The sequence below is a fragment of the Micromonospora sp. NPDC004551 genome (assembly GCF_040609975.1).
GTDB lineage: Bacteria > Actinomycetota > Actinomycetes > Mycobacteriales > Micromonosporaceae > Micromonospora.
Window position 1 is genome coordinate 1 of record NZ_JBEXLM010000012.1, and the last position, 20,104, is coordinate 20,104.

At 72.5% G+C, this 20,104-nt stretch carries 20 protein-coding genes and 1 tRNA gene; 9 read left to right on the forward strand and 12 right to left on the reverse strand.

The features are described 5' to 3' along the window. Positions 1–2,002, reverse strand: a 2,002-nt coding sequence (locus ABZW14_RS16170; protein WP_355346294.1) for a M4 family metallopeptidase, incomplete at its 3' end; no start/stop codon positions are given. 171 nt (positions 2,003–2,173) lie between these two features. Between ABZW14_RS16170 and ABZW14_RS16175 the strand changes: the two genes are divergently transcribed. Beyond that, positions 2,174–2,626 carry a hypothetical protein gene (locus ABZW14_RS16175; protein WP_355346297.1) on the forward strand — a complete coding sequence of 151 codons (453 nt, stop codon included), beginning with the start codon at positions 2,174–2,176 and terminating at the stop codon, positions 2,624–2,626. Positions 2,627–2,742: 116 nt separating this feature from the next. On the opposite strand, the gene ABZW14_RS16180 is transcribed toward ABZW14_RS16175, so the two are convergent. Genes ABZW14_RS16180 through ABZW14_RS16190 form a run of 3 tightly spaced genes read right to left on the reverse strand, consistent with a single transcriptional unit; the run spans position 2,743 to position 4,483 of the window. Continuing rightward, on the reverse strand, positions 2,743–3,162 hold the full coding sequence (locus tag ABZW14_RS16180) for a VOC family protein (RefSeq protein WP_355346300.1): 420 nt from the start codon (positions 3,160–3,162) through the stop codon (positions 2,743–2,745). Between the two features lie 53 nt (positions 3,163–3,215). Then, a complete protein-coding gene (locus ABZW14_RS16185; protein ID WP_355346303.1) occupies positions 3,216–3,620 on the reverse strand; it encodes an AraC family transcriptional regulator in 405 nt (134 codons plus the stop codon). Further along, positions 3,617–4,483 carry a sigma-70 family RNA polymerase sigma factor gene (locus ABZW14_RS16190; RefSeq protein WP_355346306.1) on the reverse strand — a complete coding sequence of 289 codons (867 nt, stop codon included), beginning with the start codon at positions 4,481–4,483 and terminating at the stop codon, positions 3,617–3,619. The genes ABZW14_RS16185 and ABZW14_RS16190 overlap by 4 nt, the downstream gene beginning before the upstream one ends. Before the next feature lie 142 nt (positions 4,484–4,625). Here ABZW14_RS16190 and ABZW14_RS16195 point away from each other — a divergent pair, with 142 nt between their 5' ends. Both ABZW14_RS16195 and ABZW14_RS16200 read left to right on the forward strand, forming a co-directional pair. Next, on the forward strand, positions 4,626–5,090 hold the full coding sequence (locus tag ABZW14_RS16195) for a carboxymuconolactone decarboxylase family protein (RefSeq protein ID WP_355346309.1): 465 nt from the start codon (positions 4,626–4,628) through the stop codon (positions 5,088–5,090). A 76-nt stretch (positions 5,091–5,166) separates the two neighbouring features. After that, positions 5,167–5,667, forward strand: coding sequence for an HIT family protein (locus tag ABZW14_RS16200; RefSeq protein ID WP_355346312.1), 501 nt, complete (start codon positions 5,167–5,169; stop codon positions 5,665–5,667). A 9-nt stretch (positions 5,668–5,676) separates the two neighbouring features. Here ABZW14_RS16200 and ABZW14_RS16205 read toward each other — a convergent pair whose 3' ends face one another. Continuing rightward, on the reverse strand, positions 5,677–6,420 hold the full coding sequence (locus ABZW14_RS16205; protein ID WP_355346315.1) for an SDR family NAD(P)-dependent oxidoreductase: 744 nt from the start codon (positions 6,418–6,420) through the stop codon (positions 5,677–5,679). 105 nt (positions 6,421–6,525) lie between these two features. On the opposite strand from ABZW14_RS16205, the gene ABZW14_RS16210 reads away from it, so the two are divergent. Beyond that, positions 6,526–7,353, forward strand: a complete 828-nt coding sequence (locus ABZW14_RS16210; RefSeq protein WP_355346318.1) for a helix-turn-helix transcriptional regulator — start codon at positions 6,526–6,528, stop codon at positions 7,351–7,353. A gap of 111 nt (positions 7,354–7,464) precedes the next feature. Here ABZW14_RS16210 and ABZW14_RS16215 read toward each other — a convergent pair. After that, positions 7,465–7,541, reverse strand: a tRNA-Thr gene (locus ABZW14_RS16215). Positions 7,542–7,905: 364 nt separating this feature from the next. Here ABZW14_RS16215 and ugpC point away from each other — a divergent pair. After that, positions 7,906–8,997, forward strand: a complete 1,092-nt coding sequence (gene ugpC, locus ABZW14_RS16220; protein WP_355346321.1) for a sn-glycerol-3-phosphate ABC transporter ATP-binding protein UgpC — start codon at positions 7,906–7,908, stop codon at positions 8,995–8,997. A gap of 59 nt (positions 8,998–9,056) precedes the next feature. Here the strand turns inward: ugpC and rlmB are convergent, their stop codons facing one another. Both rlmB and cysS read right to left on the reverse strand, forming a co-directional pair. Beyond that, complete coding sequence (rlmB, locus tag ABZW14_RS16225; RefSeq protein WP_355346324.1) at positions 9,057–10,175, reverse strand: 23S rRNA (guanosine(2251)-2'-O)-methyltransferase RlmB; 1,119 nt, start codon at positions 10,173–10,175, stop codon at positions 9,057–9,059. Next, positions 10,175–11,590: a cysteine--tRNA ligase gene (cysS, locus tag ABZW14_RS16230; protein ID WP_355346326.1), complete on the reverse strand. Its 1,416-nt coding sequence runs from the start codon at positions 11,588–11,590 to the stop codon at positions 10,175–10,177. The genes rlmB and cysS overlap by 1 nt, the downstream gene beginning before the upstream one ends. A gap of 63 nt (positions 11,591–11,653) precedes the next feature. Between cysS and ABZW14_RS16235 the strand changes: the two genes are divergently transcribed. The 3 genes from ABZW14_RS16235 (at position 11,654) to ABZW14_RS16245 (ending at position 14,574) form a co-directional block, all read left to right on the forward strand. Further along, a complete protein-coding gene (locus ABZW14_RS16235; RefSeq protein ID WP_091267228.1) occupies positions 11,654–12,301 on the forward strand; it encodes a helix-turn-helix domain-containing protein in 648 nt (215 codons plus the stop codon). 151 nt (positions 12,302–12,452) lie between these two features. Continuing rightward, complete coding sequence (locus tag ABZW14_RS16240; RefSeq protein WP_355346329.1) at positions 12,453–13,457, forward strand: hypothetical protein; 1,005 nt, start codon at positions 12,453–12,455, stop codon at positions 13,455–13,457. Between the two features lie 190 nt (positions 13,458–13,647). Beyond that, entirely contained in the window at positions 13,648–14,574 is a 927-nt protein-coding gene (locus ABZW14_RS16245; RefSeq protein WP_355346332.1) for a BTAD domain-containing putative transcriptional regulator, read from the forward strand. Here ABZW14_RS16245 and ABZW14_RS16250 read toward each other — a convergent pair. From ABZW14_RS16250 to ABZW14_RS16260, 3 genes are all read right to left on the reverse strand, one after another. After that, positions 14,536–16,221 carry a vanadium-dependent haloperoxidase gene (locus tag ABZW14_RS16250; protein WP_355346335.1) on the reverse strand — a complete coding sequence of 562 codons (1,686 nt, stop codon included), beginning with the start codon at positions 16,219–16,221 and terminating at the stop codon, positions 14,536–14,538. The genes ABZW14_RS16245 and ABZW14_RS16250 overlap by 39 nt on opposite strands. Before the next feature lie 83 nt (positions 16,222–16,304). Continuing rightward, a complete protein-coding gene (locus ABZW14_RS16255) occupies positions 16,305–17,006 on the reverse strand; it encodes an HAD family hydrolase (protein WP_355346338.1) in 702 nt (233 codons plus the stop codon). Between the two features lie 13 nt (positions 17,007–17,019). Further along, positions 17,020–17,976: an EamA family transporter gene (locus ABZW14_RS16260; protein WP_355346341.1), complete on the reverse strand. Its 957-nt coding sequence runs from the start codon at positions 17,974–17,976 to the stop codon at positions 17,020–17,022. An 82-nt stretch (positions 17,977–18,058) separates the two neighbouring features. Between ABZW14_RS16260 and ABZW14_RS16265 the strand changes: the two genes are divergently transcribed. Then, positions 18,059–18,604 carry a CGNR zinc finger domain-containing protein gene (locus tag ABZW14_RS16265; RefSeq protein ID WP_355346343.1) on the forward strand — a complete coding sequence of 182 codons (546 nt, stop codon included), beginning with the start codon at positions 18,059–18,061 and terminating at the stop codon, positions 18,602–18,604. A gap of 48 nt (positions 18,605–18,652) precedes the next feature. Here ABZW14_RS16265 and ABZW14_RS16270 read toward each other — a convergent pair whose 3' ends face one another. Next, the gene (locus tag ABZW14_RS16270) at positions 18,653–20,062 is read right to left on the reverse strand and encodes a class II fumarate hydratase (protein ID WP_355346346.1); all 1,410 of its coding nucleotides are present in this window, start codon (positions 20,060–20,062) and stop codon (positions 18,653–18,655) included. Positions 20,063–20,104: the final 42 nt, after the last annotated feature.

Here is a 20,104-nt window from a genome sequence, read left to right on the forward strand (position 1 = left end):
ACTGGCCGATGACGCCCGAGCTGGACGACCAGACGGTGTTACCCGACTCGAAGCCCGGGTTGCCGAGCTTCTGACCGGCGCCCGTGCAGCCACCGCCGGTGCCGTTCACGGTCAGCGTGTAGGTCGCCGAGTGGCTCACCGAGCCGGTGCCCGTGACGGTCACCGAGTAGGTGCCGGCCGGGGTGCTCGCCGTGGTGGCGATGGTCAGCGTGGACGAGCCGCCCGAGGTCACCGAGGACGGGCTGAACGACGCGGTGGCGCCGCTCGGCAGGCCCGAGGCGGAGAACGTCACGGTCTGCGCGGTCCCGCTGGTGGTGGCGGTGGCGACGGTGGTGGAGGTCGAACCGCCCGCGGTCACCGAGCCGGAGGTCGGGGAGAGCGAGACGGAGAAGTCGTTGCCGGTGGAGCCGCAGGGCGCGTCGTTGCCGGCCACGTTCACCGCGGTCCACGCCGCCTGGACGGTCTTGTACTCGGTGGAGCAGTTGCCGTACAGGTCGGTGGCGGCCTTCAGGGTGTAGGCCCGGGCGGTGTTCGCCGGGGTGGTGGTGTTGACGTACGAGGTGTTCGAGGTGAAGTACACGTCGAGCGCCCGGTACCAGATCTTCTCCGCCTTGGCGCGACCGATGCCGGTCACCGCCGGCGCCGAGCCGCAGACCGGCGACGTGCCGTACGCGGTCGAGCCGGTGCCCTCGGCGAGGTTGAAGTAGAAGTGGTTGGCCACGCCGGAGGAGTAGTGCACGTCCTTGTTCTTCGTGCTGGTGCTCCAGCAGGAGTCGGACGAGCCGTCCAGCGACGGGTTGTACATGTAGCGCAGCGGCGTGCCGTTGCCGTTGATGTTGATCTTCTCGCCGACCTGGTAGTCGCCCGGGTCGCTCGGCGCGGCGGCGTAGAACTCCACCATGTTGCCGAAGATGTCGCTGGTGGCCTCGTTGAGGCCGCCGGACTCACCGGAGTAGACCAGGCCGGAGAGCGCCTCGGTGACGCCGTGGCTCATCTCGTGCCCGGCGACGTCGAGCGAGACCAGCGGGCGGGAGTTGCCCGAGCCGTCACCGTAGGTCATCTGGGACCCGTCCCAGAAGGCGTTGACGTAGTTGCTGCCGTAGTGCACCCGGCTCGGCACGCCGCTGCCGTTGCCGAAGATGCCGTTGCGGCCGTGGGTGTTCTTGAAGTAGTCGAAGGTCTTCGCGGCGCCGAAGTGGGCGTCGACGCCGGCCGACTGCCGGTTCGAGTTGGTGCCGTTGCCCCAGTTGTTGTCGGGGTCGGTGAAGGTGGTGCAGGTGCCGCCGGTGGTGTTGTTCATGTCGCAGGTGCGGCCGTTGCCGTGCGACGGGTCCACCATCTGGTAGGTGCTGCCGGAGAGCGTCGTGTCGATGCTGACCGTGCCGGTGTAGATGCCCTGGCCGCTGCCGACCACCGTCTCGATCTCGTCGTAGGAGCCGATCACCGCGCCGGTGGTCGCGTCCGTGACGACGTGCAGCTTGGATGGCGTCTGCTTGTCCGCCTGCCAGCCGCTGGCGACGGTCTCCCAGGCCAGCCTGCCCCGGCCCGAGCTGGCGTCGACGAAGAGCTCCGGTGCGCCCACCGAGGTGAGCGATCCGGAGAACGCCTTGCGTGCGCTGGCCTTGGCCGCGGACGCGCTCACCTTGGCGGTGGTGCCCAGCGTGAGCGGCGCGGCCAGGCCGACCGAGGTGCCGGCCAGCGTGCCGTTCGGGGCGGTGTGGATGACGAAGTCACCGCCGTAGACGCGCAGACCGTGGTAGGTCCGGGTGTACCGGGTGTGGGTGGCCCCGGAGGAGTCCACCTTGGTGCGGACGGCCTGGTACGCCTCCCCGCCGGCGCCCTGGACGGCACCGGGGTTGGCGCGGAGCAGGCTCTCCGCCCGGGTTGCGGCGGACTCGGGGGACGGTGCGCTCGGGGTTGCCGCGTGCGCCGTGGTGGTGACGCAGGCCAGCACGCCGCTGGTGAGCAACGCTGCGCTGACGGCGGCGACGGATCTTTTCACGGGCCCTCCTGAAGGGGGGAAGTTGTGACGGGGGTAGTCACTGATGTAGATATAGCGATACATCGAAGAACGTGAAAGGGTGCGAGCGCTTTCCTGCCGGAGACACTGACCGTTCGGACGATGCGACGGAGCGTGTCGGAACCGGGTGGCTCCGCCGTGCGTCCGATCGGCATGAGAGCGACCCCCGCCGCGGCGACCCTCCTCGCCGCTCTCCTCACCCCGCTCGCCGGCTGCGCGCAGAACGGCGGTGCGCCCGCGTCCGACGGCCCGGCACCGACCACCGCCCTGCCGGTCGTGCTCACCAAGTCCGGCGGCATCGTCGGGCTCGAGGACACCGTCACGGTGCAGCCCGACGGCCGGTGGACCCGGGTCGACCGCGCCGGTGCCTCGCGCACCGGCCGGCTCAGCGACGCCGACCTCGACCGCCTGCGGCAGCTCACCACCGACTCGCGGCTGGTCGCCGAGGCCACCGCCACCGTCCCGGCGACCATGTGCGCGGACGCGTTCAGCTACAAGCTCACCGTCGGCGCGACCACCACCGGGTACGTGGACTGCCCGCCCGAGATCACCCCGCCCCCCGCCACGGCGGCAGTGGTCGACCTGCTCACCCGCGCCACGGACTGATGCCCGGCGCAGTCCGACCCGGAGGCGGGACCCAGATGTGGTGGTGCCCCCGGAGCGGAAGCTCCGGGGGCAGGTGGGCGACGTCGTCGAGCGGGACCCGCTGAGGGATCCGCGGGTCAGGCGCGGGGGTTCATCTGGCCGATGCGGATCCGGTTGCCGAACGGGTCGCGGATCCCGAAGTCGATCCCGTACGGCCGCTCGGTCGGCTCGTCGGTGATGTCCACACCCTTGGCCACCAGGTCCTCGTACGACTTGCGTGCGTCGTCCGTGGTGAGGCAGAGCCAGCCGCTCATCGCGCCCTTGGTCAGCAGCTCCCGGACCCGCTCGGCGGTGGCCGGGTCGAGGGCCGGCGGCCCCGGCTTCTCCAGCAGGATCTCGTGCTCCGGGTCGCCCGGCACGTTGACCGTGAGCCACCGCATGAAGCCGAGGTCCTGGTCGGTGTTCACCTCGAGGCCGAGCTTGCCGACGTAAAAGTCGAGCGCCTCGTCCTGGTCGAGAACGTAGATCTGGGAGCGGGAAATCGAGGTCATCGTCATGCCTGGAACGCTAGAGCAGCCAGTTGACCTGCTGCTTATCCAAAACTGACGGGTTACCCGGCCGCCGCGCTCGGCCGCATCCACGCCTTGGTGAAGCAGCTCGGCACGTCCACCACCGCCGCCTTCCGGCGCCGGTAGGCCGACGGTGACTCGCCGACGATGTCGCGGAACGTCCGGCTGAACGTGCCGAGGCTGCCGAAGCCGACCAGGTGACAGATCTCGGTGACCGGCTGGTCGGTCTGCACCAGCAGGTACATGGCGCGCTCGACCCGCCGCCGTTGCAGGTAGCGGTGCGGCGTCTCGCCGAAGGTGGCCCGGAAGGTGCGGATGAAGTGCGCCGCCGAGACGTGCGCGATGCGGGCCAGCGCCGGCACGTCGAGCGGCTCCGCGTACGCCCGGTCCATGGCGTCCCGGGCACGGAGCATCGCCCGGTTCGACTCCTCGACGGCGCGGCTCACCCCACCACCAGGTCGAGTGCGCGGAGCTGCTCGGGGTCGGCCACGGTCTCGATGCCGATGATCCGGTCGGTGACCAGGAAGCTGATCGCGAGGCGGATCCGGCCGTCCAGGACGACCACGGCGCCGGGCAGCCCGTCCACGAGCGCGGGGACGGCGGCCTGCGCCCGGCCGTTGAAGAAGTCGGCCACCACGGAGGAGCCACGGGCCTCCGCCGTGCCGCCCATCCGCACCGCGGCGGCGTCGGCGCGCATCACCACGTACGGATCGAGGAGGGTGACCAGGTCGTCGAAGCGGCCGTCCCGGGACGCGGCGAGGAACGCCTCGACCACCCGGCGCCGGCGTGCGGGATCGGTGACCGGGTCGGCCGAGCGGTCCTGCACCCGGCGACGCGCCCGGCTGGCGATCTGCCGCACCGCAGGGGCGCTGCGGTCCACCACCGGCGCGATCTCCTCGAACGAGACGGCGAACATGTCGTGCAGCACGAACACCAGCCGCTCGGTGGGGCCGAGGGTGGTCAGCACCACCTCCAGAGCCCGGCCGACCGACTCGGCGAGCAACGCCTCCTGCTCCGGGTCCCGCCCGCCGGCCGCCTCTCCCGCCGGCCCGTCCCCCGCCTCGTCGGTGGCCTCCTCGTGCCGGGCACTGGCCGAGCGCAGCCGGTCCAGGCAGACCCGGCCGACCGTCGTGGTCAGCCACCCGGGCAGGTTGTCGATGGCGCCGACGTCGGCGCGGCTCAGGCGGAGCCAGGTGTCCTGCACGGCGTCGTCGGCCTCGGCGGCGGATCCGAGCATCCGGTGGGCCACCGCCCGCAGGCGCGGGCGCTGCTCCTCGAACCTGCGGACCAACAGGTCGGTGTCGCTCACGGCCTCCGCATCCCCCACGAACTCCGGTGACCACCGTCACCTCTGTCACGCCACCGACCCGGACCTCGACAACCCGGTGACGGACGACGACAGCGGCCGCGCGGCGAACGCCGGCCAGCCTAACAGGACAGGACGGATGAAAATGTCTCTCGAGGCTCGCATCCAGAACCCGGCGGCTCTCCTCCCCGACGCCGTGAAGGCGGTCAACCTCCTCTACAAGGCGGCGCACTCGGCCGGCGTGCCGGCAACCACCCTGGAACTGGTCCACCTGCGGGCCAGCCAGATCAACGGGTGCAGTGCCTGCGTCGACTCCGGGGCGCGCAACGCCCGCAAGAACGGCGAGACCGAGGAGCGACTCTTCGCGGTGGCCGTGTGGCGGGAGACGCCCTACTTCACCGATGCCGAGCGGGCCGCGCTCGCCCTGGCCGAGCACGCCACCCGGCTCGCCGACCGGAGCGACGCCGTGCCGGACGCGGTGTGGGACGAGGCGGCCCGGCACTTCGGGGAGAAGGAGCTGGCGGCACTGGTGCTCTGGATCGCCACCACCAACTTCTTCAACCGGCTCAACGCCGCCACCCGGCAGCCGGCCCCGCAGAACTGGGGCTGACCGGCGAACCCCGCGGGGGCGGAGGTGCCGCACCTCCGCCCCCGCGGACGCGCCTCAGCCGGCCTAGTCTCCTCGCATGGCGAACCAGCCGCGAAAGGCCACCTTCGACTTCGCGCAGTACGCCCGCCGGGTGCACGAAGGGCCCTGCTTCGTCTGCGCGTTCCTGGCCGGCGATCCTGACTACCGGCACCACGTCGTCTACGAGGACGACGACACCGTCGCCTTCCTCGGCCGCTACCCGACGCTGCTGGGCTACTGCCTCGTTGCGCCGAAGCGCCACCTGGAGAGCTGGGTGCACGACATGGAGCAGCCCGAGTTCCTCCGCTTCCAGGGCGTCGTGCACCGGGTCGCCCGCGCCATCGCGGCGACACTGCCCACCGAGCGGATGTACTCGATGAGCCTCGGCAGCCGGCAGGGCAACGCCCATCTGCACTGGCATCTCGCACCGCTGCCCCCCGGCGTGCCCTACGACCAGCAGCAGTTCCGCGCGGTCATGGCGGAGAACGGCGTCCTGCAGGTCGACGACGACAGCCAGGCAGCCATCGCGCGGGACGTCCGCGGCCACCTCCAGGGTTGAACGCCGGGATCAGCGGCCGGGGAGGCCGGCCAGCGCCTTCGAACGTTGGGCGACCAACTCGGCGTAGGTGCCGTCGCGCTCGGCCCAGCGATGCGTCAGCACGCCCTTGACCAGGATCTCGTGCGGGGTGGGCTGCTCGGACAGCAAGCCCATCACCTCGTCGAGGTAGTCGTTGAGGTCCAGGGCGTGCGGGTTCCTGCTCGCGATGTCCGGACGGCTGGCCACGGCCGGCGGCACCAGTTCGGCGACCTCGACGCCGGTGCCGACGAGCTGAGCGCGGAGGGCCTCCGAATAGGCGTGCACGGCCGCCTTGGACGCGCCGTACGTCGGCGCGATCGGGAACGGCAGGAAGGCGATGCCCGAGCTGACCGTGATGATCGTGCCGACGCCGCGCTCGATGAGGTGTGGGGTGAACGCGTCGATCACCCGGATGGTACCGAGCACATTCGTCGCAATCGTGGTCTCGGCGCTGGCGAAGTGCGTCGGGTCGCGGAGATCCTCCACGAGCATGACTCCGGACATCGTGACCACGACGTCCAGGTCCGGGTGGTCGGCCAGCACCCGGTCGCGGGCCCGCAGCACCGACTCGGGGTCGGTGACATCGACCTCGACGGTGGCGAGGCCGTCGACCGGGTCGGTCCGGCGCCCGCCGACGATGACCGTGCTGCCGGCGGCGGCGAATCGGCGGGCCAGGCCCAGCCCGATGCCGGAGGTGCCGCCGACGATGAGAACCGTGCGATTCGTGATGTCCATGCGATCCACCCTCCAGCCGGATCACGACGACTGGGCAGGTCCCGCTGATCCAGGGGTGCGGCAGGACCCCCTTCCGGCCACCCGGCCCGGACTATCGTGACCTTCGTGAGCGGTGACGACGCGACCAGTCGGCTCGGGGCGTACCTGCGGGCCCGGCGCGAGCTGATCACGCCGGAACGGGCGGGCATCCCGGCCGGCGCCAACCGCCGGGTCAAGGGCCTGCGCCGCGAGGAGGTGGCGCTGCTGGCCGGCATCAGTCCCGACTACTACCTGCGGCTGGAGCGGGGCCGCGACAAGAACCCGTCGCCGCAGGTCCTCGAGGCGCTGGCCCGGGTGCTCGAGCTGGACGACGTCGAACGCGAATATCTGCTCGGCCTCAGCACCGCCCGGCCACGGGCCCGCTCGCGCCGCCGCCCACCGGAACGTGTCCCGGCCCGGCTGCACCACCTGCTGGCCGCCGTCGACGTGCCGGCCTTCATCGAGGGTCGCTCGTTTGACGTGCTGGCGTCGAACCCGCTGGCCGTCGCGCTGTCCCCGCGCCTGCGACCGGGCGAGAACCGGCTGCGCTCGCTGCTGCTCGACCCCGAGGAGCGGGCGTTCCACCAGGACTGGGAGGCGTCCACCGCCGGGTTCGTCGCCGCCTTCCGCAAGTCCATCGGTGACGAGACCGCCGACGCCCGCATCGTCGAACTGGTCGGCGAGCTCTCCCTGGCCAGCGAGCGCTTCCGGCGGCTCTGGGCCCGCCACGACGTCAGCGAACTGGAGGGCGGCTCGATCACGGTGAACCATCCGGTGGTCGGCACACTGCGGCTGAACCGGGACAAGCTGCCGGCCGGCGAGGTGATCCTGGTGCTCTACTACCCCGACCAGGGCAGCGAGAGCGCGGAGAAGCTGCGCATCCTGGCCTCGCTGACCACCGACTCAACGGTCTGACCGCGATGCGTCAGGCGCTCGGCGGGCGGCTGTCATGAACCGCGTCGCTGTCGGCGTTGCTGTCATCGGGCCGTCTCGCGGCGGCCACCGCCGCGAAATGCCTGATGGAATTGGAGCCCCCGGCCGGGATCGAACCGGCGACATCTCGCTTACAAGGCGAGTGCTCTGGCCAGCTGAGCTACAGGGGCGCGTGGTCCGGGGTCAGCATAGCGACTGAGCGCCGGAAATCCCGCTCAGCAGGCGTCCCGAGCACGGAAAACGTCAATTTCCCGACCGCTGGATCAACGGATCGACGCCCATCCCCACCGACAGCCGAGGGGATTGATGCCTCACCGTGCCCGCCTGACCGTTATGCGTATGCGCTCCGTCCCACGAGCCACCTCTTGTCTTGGCAGGCCCGCCAAACACGTTTACGGTGCAGTGACACGGACGACACTCCGGCTGGCCTCGGCTGCCCGGTGCACCGCCCGTTGGCCGGCACCTCGGGCGCCGGTCGCTCCTTCCACTCGGATCGTCCGGCACGTTCCTGCCGGTGAAAGGAAGCGCTCCACCATGGCTACGGTCACCTACGCGAAGGCGTCCCGGATCTACCCGGGCACCGAACGCCCCGCGGTCAACCAGCTCGACCTCCAGATCGGCGACGGGGAGTTCCTCGTCCTGGTCGGCCCGTCGGGTTGCGGCAAGTCCACCAGCCTCCGGATGCTCGCCGGCCTGGAGGACGTCGACGACGGCGCGATCTACATCGACGACCGGGACGTCACCCACCTCCCGCCGAAGGCCCGCGACATCGCGATGGTCTTCCAGAACTACGCCCTCTACCCGCACATGACGGTGTACGAGAACATGGCGTTCGCCCTCAAGCTGCGCAAGACCTCGAAGTCGGAGATCGACCGGCGGGTCAAGGAGGCGGCCGGGCTGCTCCAGCTGGAGGAGTTCCTCAGCCGCAAGCCGAAGGCGCTCTCCGGCGGTCAGCGCCAGCGTGTCGCCATGGGCCGCGCGATCGTCCGCGAGCCGCAGGTCTTCCTCATGGACGAGCCGCTGTCGAACCTCGACGCCAAGCTCCGGGTGCAGACCCGTACGCAGATCGCGTCGCTCCAGGCCAAGCTGGGCGTCACCACGGTCTACGTCACCCACGACCAGGTCGAGGCCATGACCATGGGTCACCGCGTCGCGGTCATGCTCGACGGCGTCCTCCAGCAGGTGGACACCCCGCGCGCGCTCTACGACACCCCGGCCAACGTCTTCGTCGCGGGCTTCATGGGCTCCCCGGCCATGAACATCAAGACCGTGCCGCTGACCGACAACGGCGCCTCGTTCGCCGAGCTGAACGTGCCGCTGACCCGCGAGCAGGTCGAGGCGGCCCGCGCCGAGGGCGGCGACGGCAAGGTGACCGTCGGCTTCCGCCCGGAGGACTGCGACCTGGTCAGCCCGACCGAGGGCGGCATGCCGGTCGTGGTCGAGCTGGTCGAGGACCTGGGCTCCGACGCCAACGTCTACGGCCACGCCGCGCTCGAGGGCCACAACGAGCGGTTCGTGGTCCGCACCGACCGGCGCACGATGCCGAACATGGGTGACACCGTGTTCGTCAAGCCGCGCACCGGCCGCAGCCACGTCTTCCACGCCGCCACCGGCAACCGGATCTGACGTACGCAGAGAAAAGGGGCGGCCCGCCACGGCGGACCGCCCCTTTTTTCGTGTCGGCGTTATGCCTCGACGGAGCGGCGGCGGGCGACCTCGGCGAGGGTGACCGCCGCGGCGACGCTGGCGTTGAGCGACTCGACGTCGGAGACCATCGGGATGCTGACCGTGAGGTCGCAGGTCTCCCCCACCAGGCGGGACAGGCCGCGCCCCTCCGACCCGACCACCACGACCAGCGGGCCGACGGCGGCCTCCAGGTCGTAGAGGTCGGTCTGCCCGTCGGCGTCGAGGCCGACCACGATGAACCCGGCTTCCTTGCACGCCTTCAGCGACCGGGTCAGGTTGGTGACCTGGGCGACCGGCACCCGCGCGGCCGCGCCGGCACTGGTCCGCCAGGCGGTCGCGGTGATCCCGGCGGCCCGCCGCTCGGGTACGAAGACGCCCTGCGCGCCGAACGCGGCGGCCGACCGGATCACGGCGCCGAGGTTGCGCGGGTCGGTGACCCCGTCCAGGGCAACCAGCAGCGGGGCGGCCTGCTCCAGCGACGCCGCCATCAGGTCCTCGAACGGCTCGTAGGCGAACGGCGGCACCTGGAGGCCGACGCCCTGGTGCAGCACGCCGCCGGTCATCCGGTCCAGCTCGGCCCGGCTGATCTCGAGGATCGCGATGCCCCGGTCGGCGGCGGTGCGGATGATCTCGTTGACCCGGTCGTCGATGTCGATGCCCTGGGCGGTGTAGAGGGCGGTCGCCGGCACCTGGGCGCGCAGCGACTCCAGCACCGGGTTCCGGCCGACCAGCAGCTCCGGGCTGTCCTTGGCCGGGTTCGCCTTGCGGCCGGGAGCGACCCGTGGCCCGGACCGGCCGGCGGGCTTGCCGCCCCGGCCCTTCGCGGCCGGAACGCCCCGACCCCCGCCCTTGCCCCAGGTGGTGTCCTTGCTGCCCGGCTGTCCGATCTTGGGGGCGCGCCCCTCCTCGGCCGCGGCGCGGCGCTCCTTGTCCTGCTTCCAGGCGGTGCGCTGGGGCAGCTTCTCGGTGCCCGAGTAGGCCTTGTGCCAGGGCCGCTCGTCGGCGGGCAGGGTGCGGCCCCGGCCGGCGAGGGAGTCCTTGTTCTTGCCGCCGGAGCCCTTGGGGGCGCCCGCCTTCGGCGTCAGTCGCCGGCCACGGCGCTGCGAGTTGCCGGCCATCAGTCCTGCTCTCCAATAGTCCAACGGGGGCCCTGGGGGGTGTCCTCGACGACCACGCCGGCCTGCTTGAGCTGGTCGCGTACGGCGTCGGCGGCGGCCCAGTCCTTGCGGCTGCGGGCCTGGGCGCGCTGCTCCAGAGCGAGCGCGATCAGGGAGTCCACCACGCCGCGCAGGTCGTCCACGCGGCCGCCGCCGGTCCAGGCCGGATCCAGGGGGTCGACGCCGAGGATATCCAGCATCGCCCGGGTGGCGGCGAGCGTCGTGCGGACGGTCACATCGTCGGCGGCGGTCAGCGCGGTGTTGCCGTCGCGGACCACCTCGTGCAGCACGGCCAGCGCGGCCGACGTGTTGAGGTCGTCGTCCATCGCCGCGGCGAAGCCGCCCGGCAGCTCGCCATGCTGCCCGGGGCCGACCCGCTCGACGGCCCGCTGCACGAAGCCCTCGATCCGCCGGTACGCGACCGCGGCCTCGCGCAGCGCGTCCTCCGAGTAGTCGATGCGGGACCGGTAGTGGGCGGCCGCGTAGTAGTAGCGCAGCTCCACCGGACGCACCCCGAGGGACGCCACGTAGTCGAGGTCGAGGGTATTCCCCAGCGACTTGCCCATCTTGGTGCCGCCGATGCCGAGCAGGCCGTGGTGCACCCAGTAGCGGGCGAACGGCAGGTCGGCGGCCTGCGACTGGGCGATCTCGTTCTCGTGGTGCGGGAAGGTGAGATCGAGCCCGCCGCCGTGGATGTCGAACTCCGGGCCCAGGTAGCGCCAGCACATCGCCGAGCACTCGATGTGCCAGCCGGGCCGGCCCCGGCCCCACGGCGACGGCCAGTAGGCGTCGGCCGGCTCGTCCGGCTTGGCGCCCTTCCAGAGCGCGAAGTCACGCGGGTCGCGCTTGCCGCGCTCCGGGGCGTCCCCGGCGGACTGCATGTCCTCCGGCGACTGGCCGGACAGCGACCCGTACGCCGGCCAGGAGGCCACGTCGAAGTAGACGTCGCCGGAGCCGTCGGTGGCCGGGTAGGCGTGCCCGGTCTCGATCAGCCGGGCGATCAGCTCGTGCATCTCCGGGATGTGCCCGGTGGCCCGCGGCTCGTAGGTCGGCGGCAGCACGTTCAGCGCCCGGTAGGAGGCGGCCAGGATCTGCTCGTTGTCGTACGCGATCGACCAGAACGGGCGCCCCTGCTCCGTCGCCTTGACCAGGATCTTGTCGTCGATGTCGGTCAGGTTGCGGATGAACGTGACCTCGAAACCGGAGGCGGTGAGCCAGCGGCGCAGCACGTCGTAGTTGACACCGGAGCGAAGGTGGCCGATGTGCGGCGGTGCCTGGAGGGTGAGACCACACAGGTAGACCCCCACCTTGCCGGCTTCCCGCGGGACGAAGTCCCGCACCGAACGGGTGGCGGTGTCATACAGGCGTAGCGTCACCGTACAAGGGTAGCCGTCCGTGCATATCGAAGGAGTCCGGAGCCGGGTCGTACGCTGCGTGCTGTGGACACGGCGGCACGTGCGGGAGAGACGGCGCAGACCCTGGACCGGGGGCTGCGCCTGCTGCACCTGGTCGCCGACGCGCCGGGCGGGCTGACGGTCACCGAGGCGGCGAACCGGCTCGGCATCGGCCGGGCGGCGGTCTACCGGCTGGTCGGCGCGCTGACCGACCACGGCATGCTGCGCCGCGACGGCGAGGGCCGGCTCCGGCTCGGCGCCGGTGTGCTGCACCTGGCCCGGCGGGCCCAGCCGCTGCTCGCCGAGGGGGCGCTGCCCGCGCTGCGCCGGCTCGCCGAGCAGGCCGGGGCGACCGCACACCTGACCGTGGTCGAGGGCGGTGAGGGGGTGGCCCTCGCGGTGGTCGAGCCGAGCTGGACCTCGTTCCACGTGGCGTACCGGACCGGTTCGCGGCACCCGCTGGAGCGGGGAGCCGCCGGACGCGCCATCCTGGCCGGCCGCGCCGGTGCCGCCGCCCCGGTGAGCACCAGCGGCGAACTGCAGTCCGGGGCCTACGGGGTGGCCGCGCCGGTGCTCGGGGTGCCGGGGCTGGAGGCGAGCGTCGGGGTGGTCTCGCTGACCCCGCTCGACGTCACCGAGGTCGGCACCCAGGTTGCCGCCGCCGCCGAGTCGATCGCCGCAGCCCTGTCCTGACCCGGGTCCGGAGTTCCGCGCGGGCGGGACGGGAGCCGGTAGCACACCGTCCGGGCGCCGTGGTGGTTGTCCACAGGGCCCCTCGTCCGGGCCGGCCACGGCTGTCCACAGGGGTGTCGGGCGGCGGCCCGTCGCCGCCAGGCTGGTCGACATGCCACCTCATCCCCATCGACCGCCCGAGCTGACCTGGCAGGTCTTCCGCGGCTCGGACGTGGTCCGGCGCGGGCTGCTGACCCGGCACCAGCTCCGGGGCGCCTCCTGGGTCCGGCTCCGGCAGGATGTCTACGCGGACGCCCGCCTCGACCGCGACCACACGCTCGCCTGTCGCGCCGCGCTGCTCCGCCTCCCGCCGGGCACGCTGCTCGCCGGCCCCTCGGCGGCCCACCTGCACGGGGTCGCGCACGCCGCCGGCTTCCGGGACGACGTGCACGTCCTGCTCCCGGCGTCGGCCCGGGCCGACGCCCAGCCCGGCGTGCGGGTGCACCAGGCCCCGTCGTCGCCCGAACGGATCGGCCTCCTGATCTCCAGCACCGCCGCGGGCTCGGCGAACAGCAGCCGGTTCGTCGCTACGGCCGTCGCGGAGCCCGGGCCGCTCGGCGGCGAGCCGGGCCGGCCGAGCGGGCCGGGCCGGCTGCTCCGCACCGAGCCGGCCGTCTGCGCCTGGGAGTCAGCGGTCTGGTCCGATCCGGTCCGCGCGGTCGGGATCGTCGACGCCCTGCTGCGGATGGGCACGGTCAGCCGGACCGATCTGGCCGACGTGGCGCACCGCAATGCGGGACGGCCCGGTGGCCGGCGAGCGCGATGGGTGTTCGGCCTGGCGGATCCGGGGGCGCGGTCCGCGCCCGAGTCGCACCTGCGGGTCCGGCTGGTGCTGGCCGGCCTGCCCCGCCCGGTCGCGCGGCACCCGGTGCGCGGGCCGTCGGGCCTGGTCCTGCTCCCTGCCCTGGCGTGGCCCGAGTTCCGCGTCGCCGTCGAGCACGACGGCCGGTGGCACGCCGACCCGGATCACCTGGACCGGGACCGTCATCGGCTCCACCAGCTCGGGGCGGCCGGCTGGCTGGTGCCGCGCGTGAGCGGTCGCCGGCTGGACCGGGAGTTTCCCGCGCTGGTCCGCGAGATCCGCGCCGCACTGGTCGCCCGGGGCTGGCGGCCGTGAGAGCCGCCGCCTCGCACACCACCGGTCCACGGAAACGGCCGGCGGGACCGCCGTGACCCTGCGCACGATTGTCATTGCATCAAGCAACTTCTATGGTTACAGCAGCTTGGCGTTCTCCTCCAAAGACGGGGGCCGGAGGACTGATGGGCTTCTTTTCGCGTGTCGTGTGCCGCCACCCGGCACCGCTGTCATGAGATTCCGACTGCTGGGCCCGCTCGCTGTTGAGGGGCCCGGCCAGCACCGCCTCGACGGCCGGCGATCGCGGGCGGTTCTGGCGTTTCTGCTCCTCGATGCCAACTCGCTGGTCCGGGTCGAGCAGATCATCGACGCGGTCTGGGGCGAGGCGCCGCCGCGCACCGTCCGCACCCAGCTGCACGGCCAGATCTCCGCGGTGCGCCGCTGGCTGCGCGCTGTCCCGGACGCCCAGATCGTCACCCACGACAGCGGCTACGTGCTTCGCACGGATCCGTCCCAGATCGACGTGGAGGTGTTCCGCCGGCTGGCCCGACAGGGGCGCCGGCTGACCGCCACCGGGCAGCCGGCCGCAGCGGCCGAGGCGTACCGGGCGGGGTTGGGGCTCCACGTCGGTCCGCCGCTCGGCGACATCGACGCCCCCTTCGCCCGGGCTGCGGCGGCCCGCCTCACCGAGGAACTGCTGGCCGTCCTCGCTGACCTGGTTGACCTGGACCTCGACGCGGGCCGGCACCACGAGCTGATCCCGCGCCTCTCCGCGCTGGTCGAGCGGCATCCGTGGCACGAGCCGCTCTGGTGCCACCTGCTCGTGGCGCTGGACCGCGCCGGCCGCCGGAATGAAGCCATCGCCCGCTACCACCGGGTCCGCCTGCTGCTCCGCCGTGAGCTGGGCGTCGAGCCGGGTCCCGAGCTGTCCCGGACCTACCGGTCGCTGCTGGAGGCCCCGCCGGCTGCGGCCGTCGGGATCGACCTCACCCTCACCCTCGACCGGCTGGCCGAGGCCGAGCGGATGCTGGGCGAGATCCGGCAGCAGTTGTCGCGGCTGGGTGTCGAGGCGGCGAGGGCGCGGCCGGTGGTCCCGACCGCGCCGCCAGCGCCGCAGGTGTCAGACGGTGGTGCAGGTCACGCGGAGATTGCGGCTTGACCCGTCCCGCAGCAGAACGGAGAGCGTCTGCCCGCCGGGGCCGCACGACTTGCCGGTGTAGACCCGGACCTCGTACCGGCCGTTGGTGAAGGCGACCGGGCCACTGCTCGCCGCCGGCTGACCGTTCCAGGAGACCCCGACGACCGCGTTCAGGTCGGTCACCGGCGTCCCGTTGGCGGTGAGCTTGAAGGTGACGAGGAAGTTCCCCCCGGAGACGGCGTCCGGATAGCTGGTGCCCAGGTACCCGGACCCCTCGTAGAAGCCGTCGAAGGTGTACGCCGGCACGCTCGGCCGCAGGAAGTTGCCGGTCACGTGGTTGGCCAGCGAGGTGCCTGCGGACATCCCGGAGTCGGCGTCGAACTGGTAGTGCACGCCCAGGTAGACCCGGCTCCGGGCGTTCTCCGTGGCGGCGGCCCCGAACCCGGTGAAGCTGCGGCTCACGCCGACGGCGTGCGGGTCCTCCGTCCCGCCGACGAAGCGGAACCCGTCGGTGCCGAAGAAGCCCTTCATGGCACCCGCCCAGGCGGCGGCGAAGGTGGCGTGCCCGGAGACGTACGCCGGGAACGGCGGGGAGAAGTTGACCCCGCTGGTGTTCGCGGAGAGCGGCTTCCAGTTCGGGTCGGGCGTGGTGGCCGCGTTGTTGTCGTCCTGCGGCTCGTGGATCGCCGTCTCGGGCCGCCACAGGTCGATGGCGGTCTGGTACTTGGCGTCCCAGGCGACGATCGCCGCGTCACCCATCGCGATGCCGACCAGCGCGAAGAGGCGGGCGTTCCCGGCCTGGGTGAGTTTCGCCGACTTGGCGACCACCTGCGTGTGCGCGAAGAGCTGGCCCGGCGGCTTGTAGGTGCCGTCGAGGTCGTTGGCCCAGAACCAGGCGGTCTGCGTCTGGTCGGCGGTGCGGGTGGTGCTGTTGGACGCACCGAGGCCCCTCACCTCGTTGACCTGGTTCGCGTAGGTCTGGCTGGCCAGCAGCTGCGCGTAGGTGGTGTAGCCGCCCGGCAGGCCGGGGCGGAACTGGGTGGTGGAGGTCATGGCGAACGGCTTCAGCAGCCCCCAACTGGGGGTCGCGGGCTCCCCGGAGCCGGTGCGGCGCCACTGGCCGGCGACCGTGCCGTCGGCGTAGGTGGAGGTGTCCGGCGAACCGTCGTTGGTCCGGAAGCTGATCATGGCCTGGGCGCTGGCCGAGCCCATCCGCTGGCCGTCCGTCCGCGCCGCGGAGCTGGGGATGTCCTGCTGCGCGGTGGTGAGGTCGGCGGCGAAGCTGATCGACGGCCAGATGCTGCGCAGCATGTCGTAGGCCGCGTAATCGATGGCGGTGGCCAGGTCGGGGCTGACCCCGGCCGTGGGGCTCACCTTGGTCCGGTACGGCTGCCCGATGCACCGATCAGCTCCGTCGGCGCAGAGGGCGGAATTCGCGGCGTCGTAGATGGCGCCGTGGACCATGGCCCCGGCGCGGGCGAGCGGGCCGGGCGCGCCGCCGACCTGGCGGAAGGTGCGGAGCAGGACGTCGTTCCAGTACAGGACGTGGTCGGTGGGCCCGGCGGCGAGCGCCGGGGCGGTCGGTGCGACGGCGGCGACGGTGCCGACCGTGAGGGCCGTGAGCGCGATGGCGCTCCAGCGGCGACGGGACATGTGCAACCAGCCCATGGGACTCCTCGGTGAGAGACCTCGATCTACCGCGGTTGATGGCCGCGGCTCCCACCAGGCTGGGCGGGCCGGCTACGCGCCGGCTACGACGTCGCTATCGGGGCCACCTCGTCGAGGGCGGCGAGCGCCTCGGGGAGATCGGCCAGGGTCGCCACCTCCGCGTCCGGACGCAGTCCCGGCGGGCAGGGCAGGCCCTGCCGGTTGAGCCAGATCCCCCGCAGGCCGGCGCGCTGCGGGCCGGCCACGTCGTGGGCGAGGGAATCACCGACGTACGCGATCTGCTCCGCCGGCACGCCCGCCGCCTCGACCACCGCGGCGTAGAACTCGGGGGCGGGCTTCTTGGGCAGGCCGCCGTCGTGCGCGTACCGCTCGAAGGCGAACTCGTCCGCGAGCCCGCAGCGTTCCGCGCGGCTGTTGCCGTTGGTGGCGTAGCCCAGGAGGTAGCGCCCGCGGAGCGCGGCGAGGGCGGGCAGCGCGTCGGCGAACGGGCGGGTGAGCGCGAAGCGCCGGGCGAAGAAGAGCGCCGCCACCACGTCCAGGTGGTCGTCGAGCGCGACCCGGGCGAGCGACCGGGCCAGCGCCGCGCGCCGGATCTCGTGCACCGGCGCCGCGCTCCGCTCGCCGAAAACCGCGTGCCAGTCGGCCTCGAGGTCCGCGAGGGACAGCGCGGCCGCCGCCGGCGTCAGCGCCCGCATCTCCGCGAGCACGGCGACCAGCCCGCCGGTCACGGCCGGGCGCAGGTCGAGCAGGGTCTCGTCGGCGTCGAACACCACCACGCGCAGCACGACGGGCAGTTCCTCACGCCAGCGCCGGCTCGTCGGCCCGCTCGTCCACCGGCTCGGGGCGGCCGCCGCGCAGTTCGTCCACCCGGACCAGGGCCACACCGGCCACGATGAGCGCACCGCCGAGCAGCTGCACGGCGGTCGGCAGCTCGTCCAGCACGAGCCAGGCGATCAGCACCGCGAACATCACCTCGGTCAGCCCGACGAAGGAGGAGAGCCGCGCGCCGAGCAGGCGGGCCCCGGCGACGCCGGTGAGATAGGCGACCACGGCGGCGATCAGCGACAGGCCGGCGATCGGCACCAGCCAGCTCATCTCGTGCCCGGCGAAGCTCACATCGGCGGTGCCGGCGTGCAGCGGGAGCGCCCCGACCAGCCCGAGCAGGAGCAGCACCAGGGCACCGACGGCCATGCCCGCGCTGGCCATCACCACCGACGGCAGCGCGGGGTCGACCCGGCCGGCGATGACGTAGTAGCCGGCCAGCCCGACCCCGGCGCCGAGTCCCCACAGGACGCCGACCGGGTCGAGGCTGCCGGTGCCCGTCAGGTCCAGCACGAACACCAGCCCGCACAGGGCGGTCAGGGAACCGGCCACGGTGAGCAGCCGGGGCCGCTGGCCGTGGACGAGCCACATCCAGCCGACCACCAGCACGATGCCCAGGTATTCCAGCAGGAGCGCGACGCCGACCGGCAGGTAGCGGACGGCGTTGAAGAAGCAGGCCTGGGCCAGGGCCACCCCCAGCAGCCCGAACACCACGAGCGTGCCGGCGTTGCGGCGCAGCACCGGCCACCGGCCCCGCAGCGCCAGCAGCGCGGGTACGGCGAGCACCAGCGCGGCGATGCCGACCCGGGCGAGCACCACCGCCTCGGCGGACCACTCGCCGGTGATCAGCGGTCGGGCGAAGCTGCCCGAGGTGGCGAAGGTGAGCGCGGAGAGCAGCGCCAGGCCGAGGCCGACGCCGGGCCGTTCACGCATCGACAGCTCCTTGGGTCGACCGGACATGAGCAAATCGGAGTTATGCTCATGACGCTAGGCGGGCACCTCGACAGGAGTCAAGTTGCTTTTTGCTCATGACACCGAGTGCGGCCTGGTCGCGGCCGCGGCGCTGGTCAACACGGCCGGCCCGGACCGGGAAGGGCTGCCCGACGTGACGGCCCTCGACGAGTTCTTCACAGCGTACGGATGGACGGGCCGGCACGAGCACACCGAGGCGGAGCTGCGCGAGGTGCGGGCGCTGCGGCCCCGGCTCCGCCGGATCTGGCACGCCGACACCGATGAGGTGGTGACCGTCGTCAACGGGCTGCTCCGGGAGTCGCACGCCCTGCCCCAGCTCGTCCGGCATGACGACGAGCCGTACCACCTGCACGCCGTGCCGCGGGACGCGCCGCTGGCCACCCGGATGGCGGTCGAGGCCGCGATGGCGCTGGCCGACCTGGTCCGGATGGACGAGCTGAGCCGGCTGCGCCTCTGCAACCACCCAGATTGCGAGAACGTGCTGGTCGACCTCTCCAAGAACCGGTCCCGCCGGTTCTGCGACGGCGGCTGCGGCAACCGGGCGGCGGTGAGCGCCTACCGGGCCCGCAAGGCCGCGTCCCACTCCTGACGCCGCCCGGGCCGGCGATCGGCGAGCGGGCCCGGGCGGCGCCGCGACTCAGGGGTGGGTCATCCGGAGCAGGTCCAGGGCCTCGTCGAGCTGGGTCTCACTGAGCTTGCCCGAGTCGACGTGCCCGCGGGAGATCACCACCTCGCGGATGGAGACCTGCTTGGCCAGCGCCTCCTTGGCGATCGAGGCGGCCTCGTCGTACCCCAGGTGGCGGTTCAGCGGGGTGACGATCGACGGCGAGCCCTCGGCGTACGCCAGGCAGACCTCGGCGTCCGCGACCAGGCCGACCACCAGGCGGTCGGCGAAGAGCCGGCTCGCCGCGGAGATCAGCCGGATCGACTCCAGCAGGTTGCGGCCCATCACGGGCAGCATCACGTTCAGCTCGAAGTCACCCTGCGAACCGGCGAACGCCACCGCGGCGTCGTTGCCGATCACCTGCGCGCACACCTGCCGCATCGCCTCCGCGACCACCGGGTTCACCTTGCCGGGCATGATCGACGAGCCGGGCTGGAGGTCGGGGATGCGCAGCTCGCGCAGGCCGGCCCGGGGGCCGGAGCCCATCCAGCGGATGTCGTTGGCCATCTTGTAGAGACCGACGGCGACGGTGCGGAGCTGGCCGGAGGTCTCCACCAGCGCGTCCCGGGCACCCTGCGCCTCGAAGTGGTTGCGGGCCTCGGTCAGCGGCAGCCCGGTCGAGGCGCGCAGCTTCTCGATCACCTTCGCGGCGAAGCCGAGCGGGGTGTTGATGCCGGTGCCCACGGCGGTGCCGCCGAGCGGCAGCTCGGCCAGCCGGGGCAGCGACCCCTCCAGCCGCTCCACGCCGTAGCGGACCTGGGCGGCGTAGCCGCCGAACTCCTGCCCCAGGGTGACCGGGGTGGCGTCCATGAGGTGGGTACGCCCGGCCTTCACCACGGTCTCGAACTCGGTGGCCTTCTCCTCCAGCGCGCCGGCCAGGTGCTTGAGCGCGGGCAGCAGGTCCTCCACCACCGCCTGCGTGGCGGCCAGGTGGATCGAGGATGGGAAGACGTCGTTGCTGGACTGGGAGGCGTTGACGTCGTCGTTCGGGTGCACGTTCCGGCCCAGCTCACGGCCGGCCAGCGTGGCGATGACCTCGTTGGTGTTCATGTTGGACGAGGTGCCCGAGCCGGTCTGGAAGACGTCGACCGGGAACTGGTCGTCGTATCCGCCGTCGGCCACGTGCGCGGCCGCGGTGGCGATCGCCTCCCCCACGTCCGCGCCGATCACCCCCAGCTCGGCGTTGACCTGGGCCGCCGCGCCCTTGATCTGCGCGAGGGCCTTGATCTGGGCCGGTTCGATGCCGCGCCCCGAGATCGGGAAGTTCTGCACCGCGCGCTGGGTCTGCGCCCGCCACAGCGCCTCGGCGGGCACCTCCACCTCGCCCATCGAGTCGCGTTCGATCCGGTAGCCGGTCGCCTCTGGAGTCGTCACGCGTACCATCCTGCCGCGCTGGTCGCCCACCCGCAGGGAAAGCACTGCCGG

What these genes read in the sequence shown, in the direction of transcription:
- ABZW14_RS16175 (WP_355346297.1), top strand. Translation starts at nt 2,174, where the DNA reads ATGAGAGCGACCCCCGCCGCGGCGACCCTCCTCGCCGCTCTCCTCACC.
- ABZW14_RS16270 (WP_355346346.1), bottom strand. Translation starts at nt 20,062, where the DNA reads ATGGTACGCGTGACGACTCCAGAGGCGACCGGCTACCGGATCGAACGC.
- ugpC (WP_355346321.1), top strand. Translation starts at nt 7,906, where the DNA reads ATGGCTACGGTCACCTACGCGAAGGCGTCCCGGATCTACCCGGGCACC.
- ABZW14_RS16260 (WP_355346341.1), bottom strand. Translation starts at nt 17,976, where the DNA reads ATGCGTGAACGGCCCGGCGTCGGCCTCGGCCTGGCGCTGCTCTCCGCG.
- ABZW14_RS16200 (WP_355346312.1), top strand. Translation starts at nt 5,167, where the DNA reads ATGGCGAACCAGCCGCGAAAGGCCACCTTCGACTTCGCGCAGTACGCC.
- rlmB (WP_355346324.1), bottom strand. Translation starts at nt 10,175, where the DNA reads ATGGCCGGCAACTCGCAGCGCCGTGGCCGGCGACTGACGCCGAAGGCG.
- ABZW14_RS16195 (WP_355346309.1), top strand. Translation starts at nt 4,626, where the DNA reads ATGTCTCTCGAGGCTCGCATCCAGAACCCGGCGGCTCTCCTCCCCGAC.
- ABZW14_RS16240 (WP_355346329.1), top strand. Translation starts at nt 12,453, where the DNA reads ATGCCACCTCATCCCCATCGACCGCCCGAGCTGACCTGGCAGGTCTTC.
- ABZW14_RS16250 (WP_355346335.1), bottom strand. Translation starts at nt 16,221, where the DNA reads ATGGGCTGGTTGCACATGTCCCGTCGCCGCTGGAGCGCCATCGCGCTC.
- ABZW14_RS16245 (WP_355346332.1), top strand. Translation starts at nt 13,648, where the DNA reads ATGAGATTCCGACTGCTGGGCCCGCTCGCTGTTGAGGGGCCCGGCCAG.
- ABZW14_RS16180 (WP_355346300.1), bottom strand. Translation starts at nt 3,162, where the DNA reads ATGACGATGACCTCGATTTCCCGCTCCCAGATCTACGTTCTCGACCAG.
- ABZW14_RS16205 (WP_355346315.1), bottom strand. Translation starts at nt 6,420, where the DNA reads ATGGACATCACGAATCGCACGGTTCTCATCGTCGGCGGCACCTCCGGC.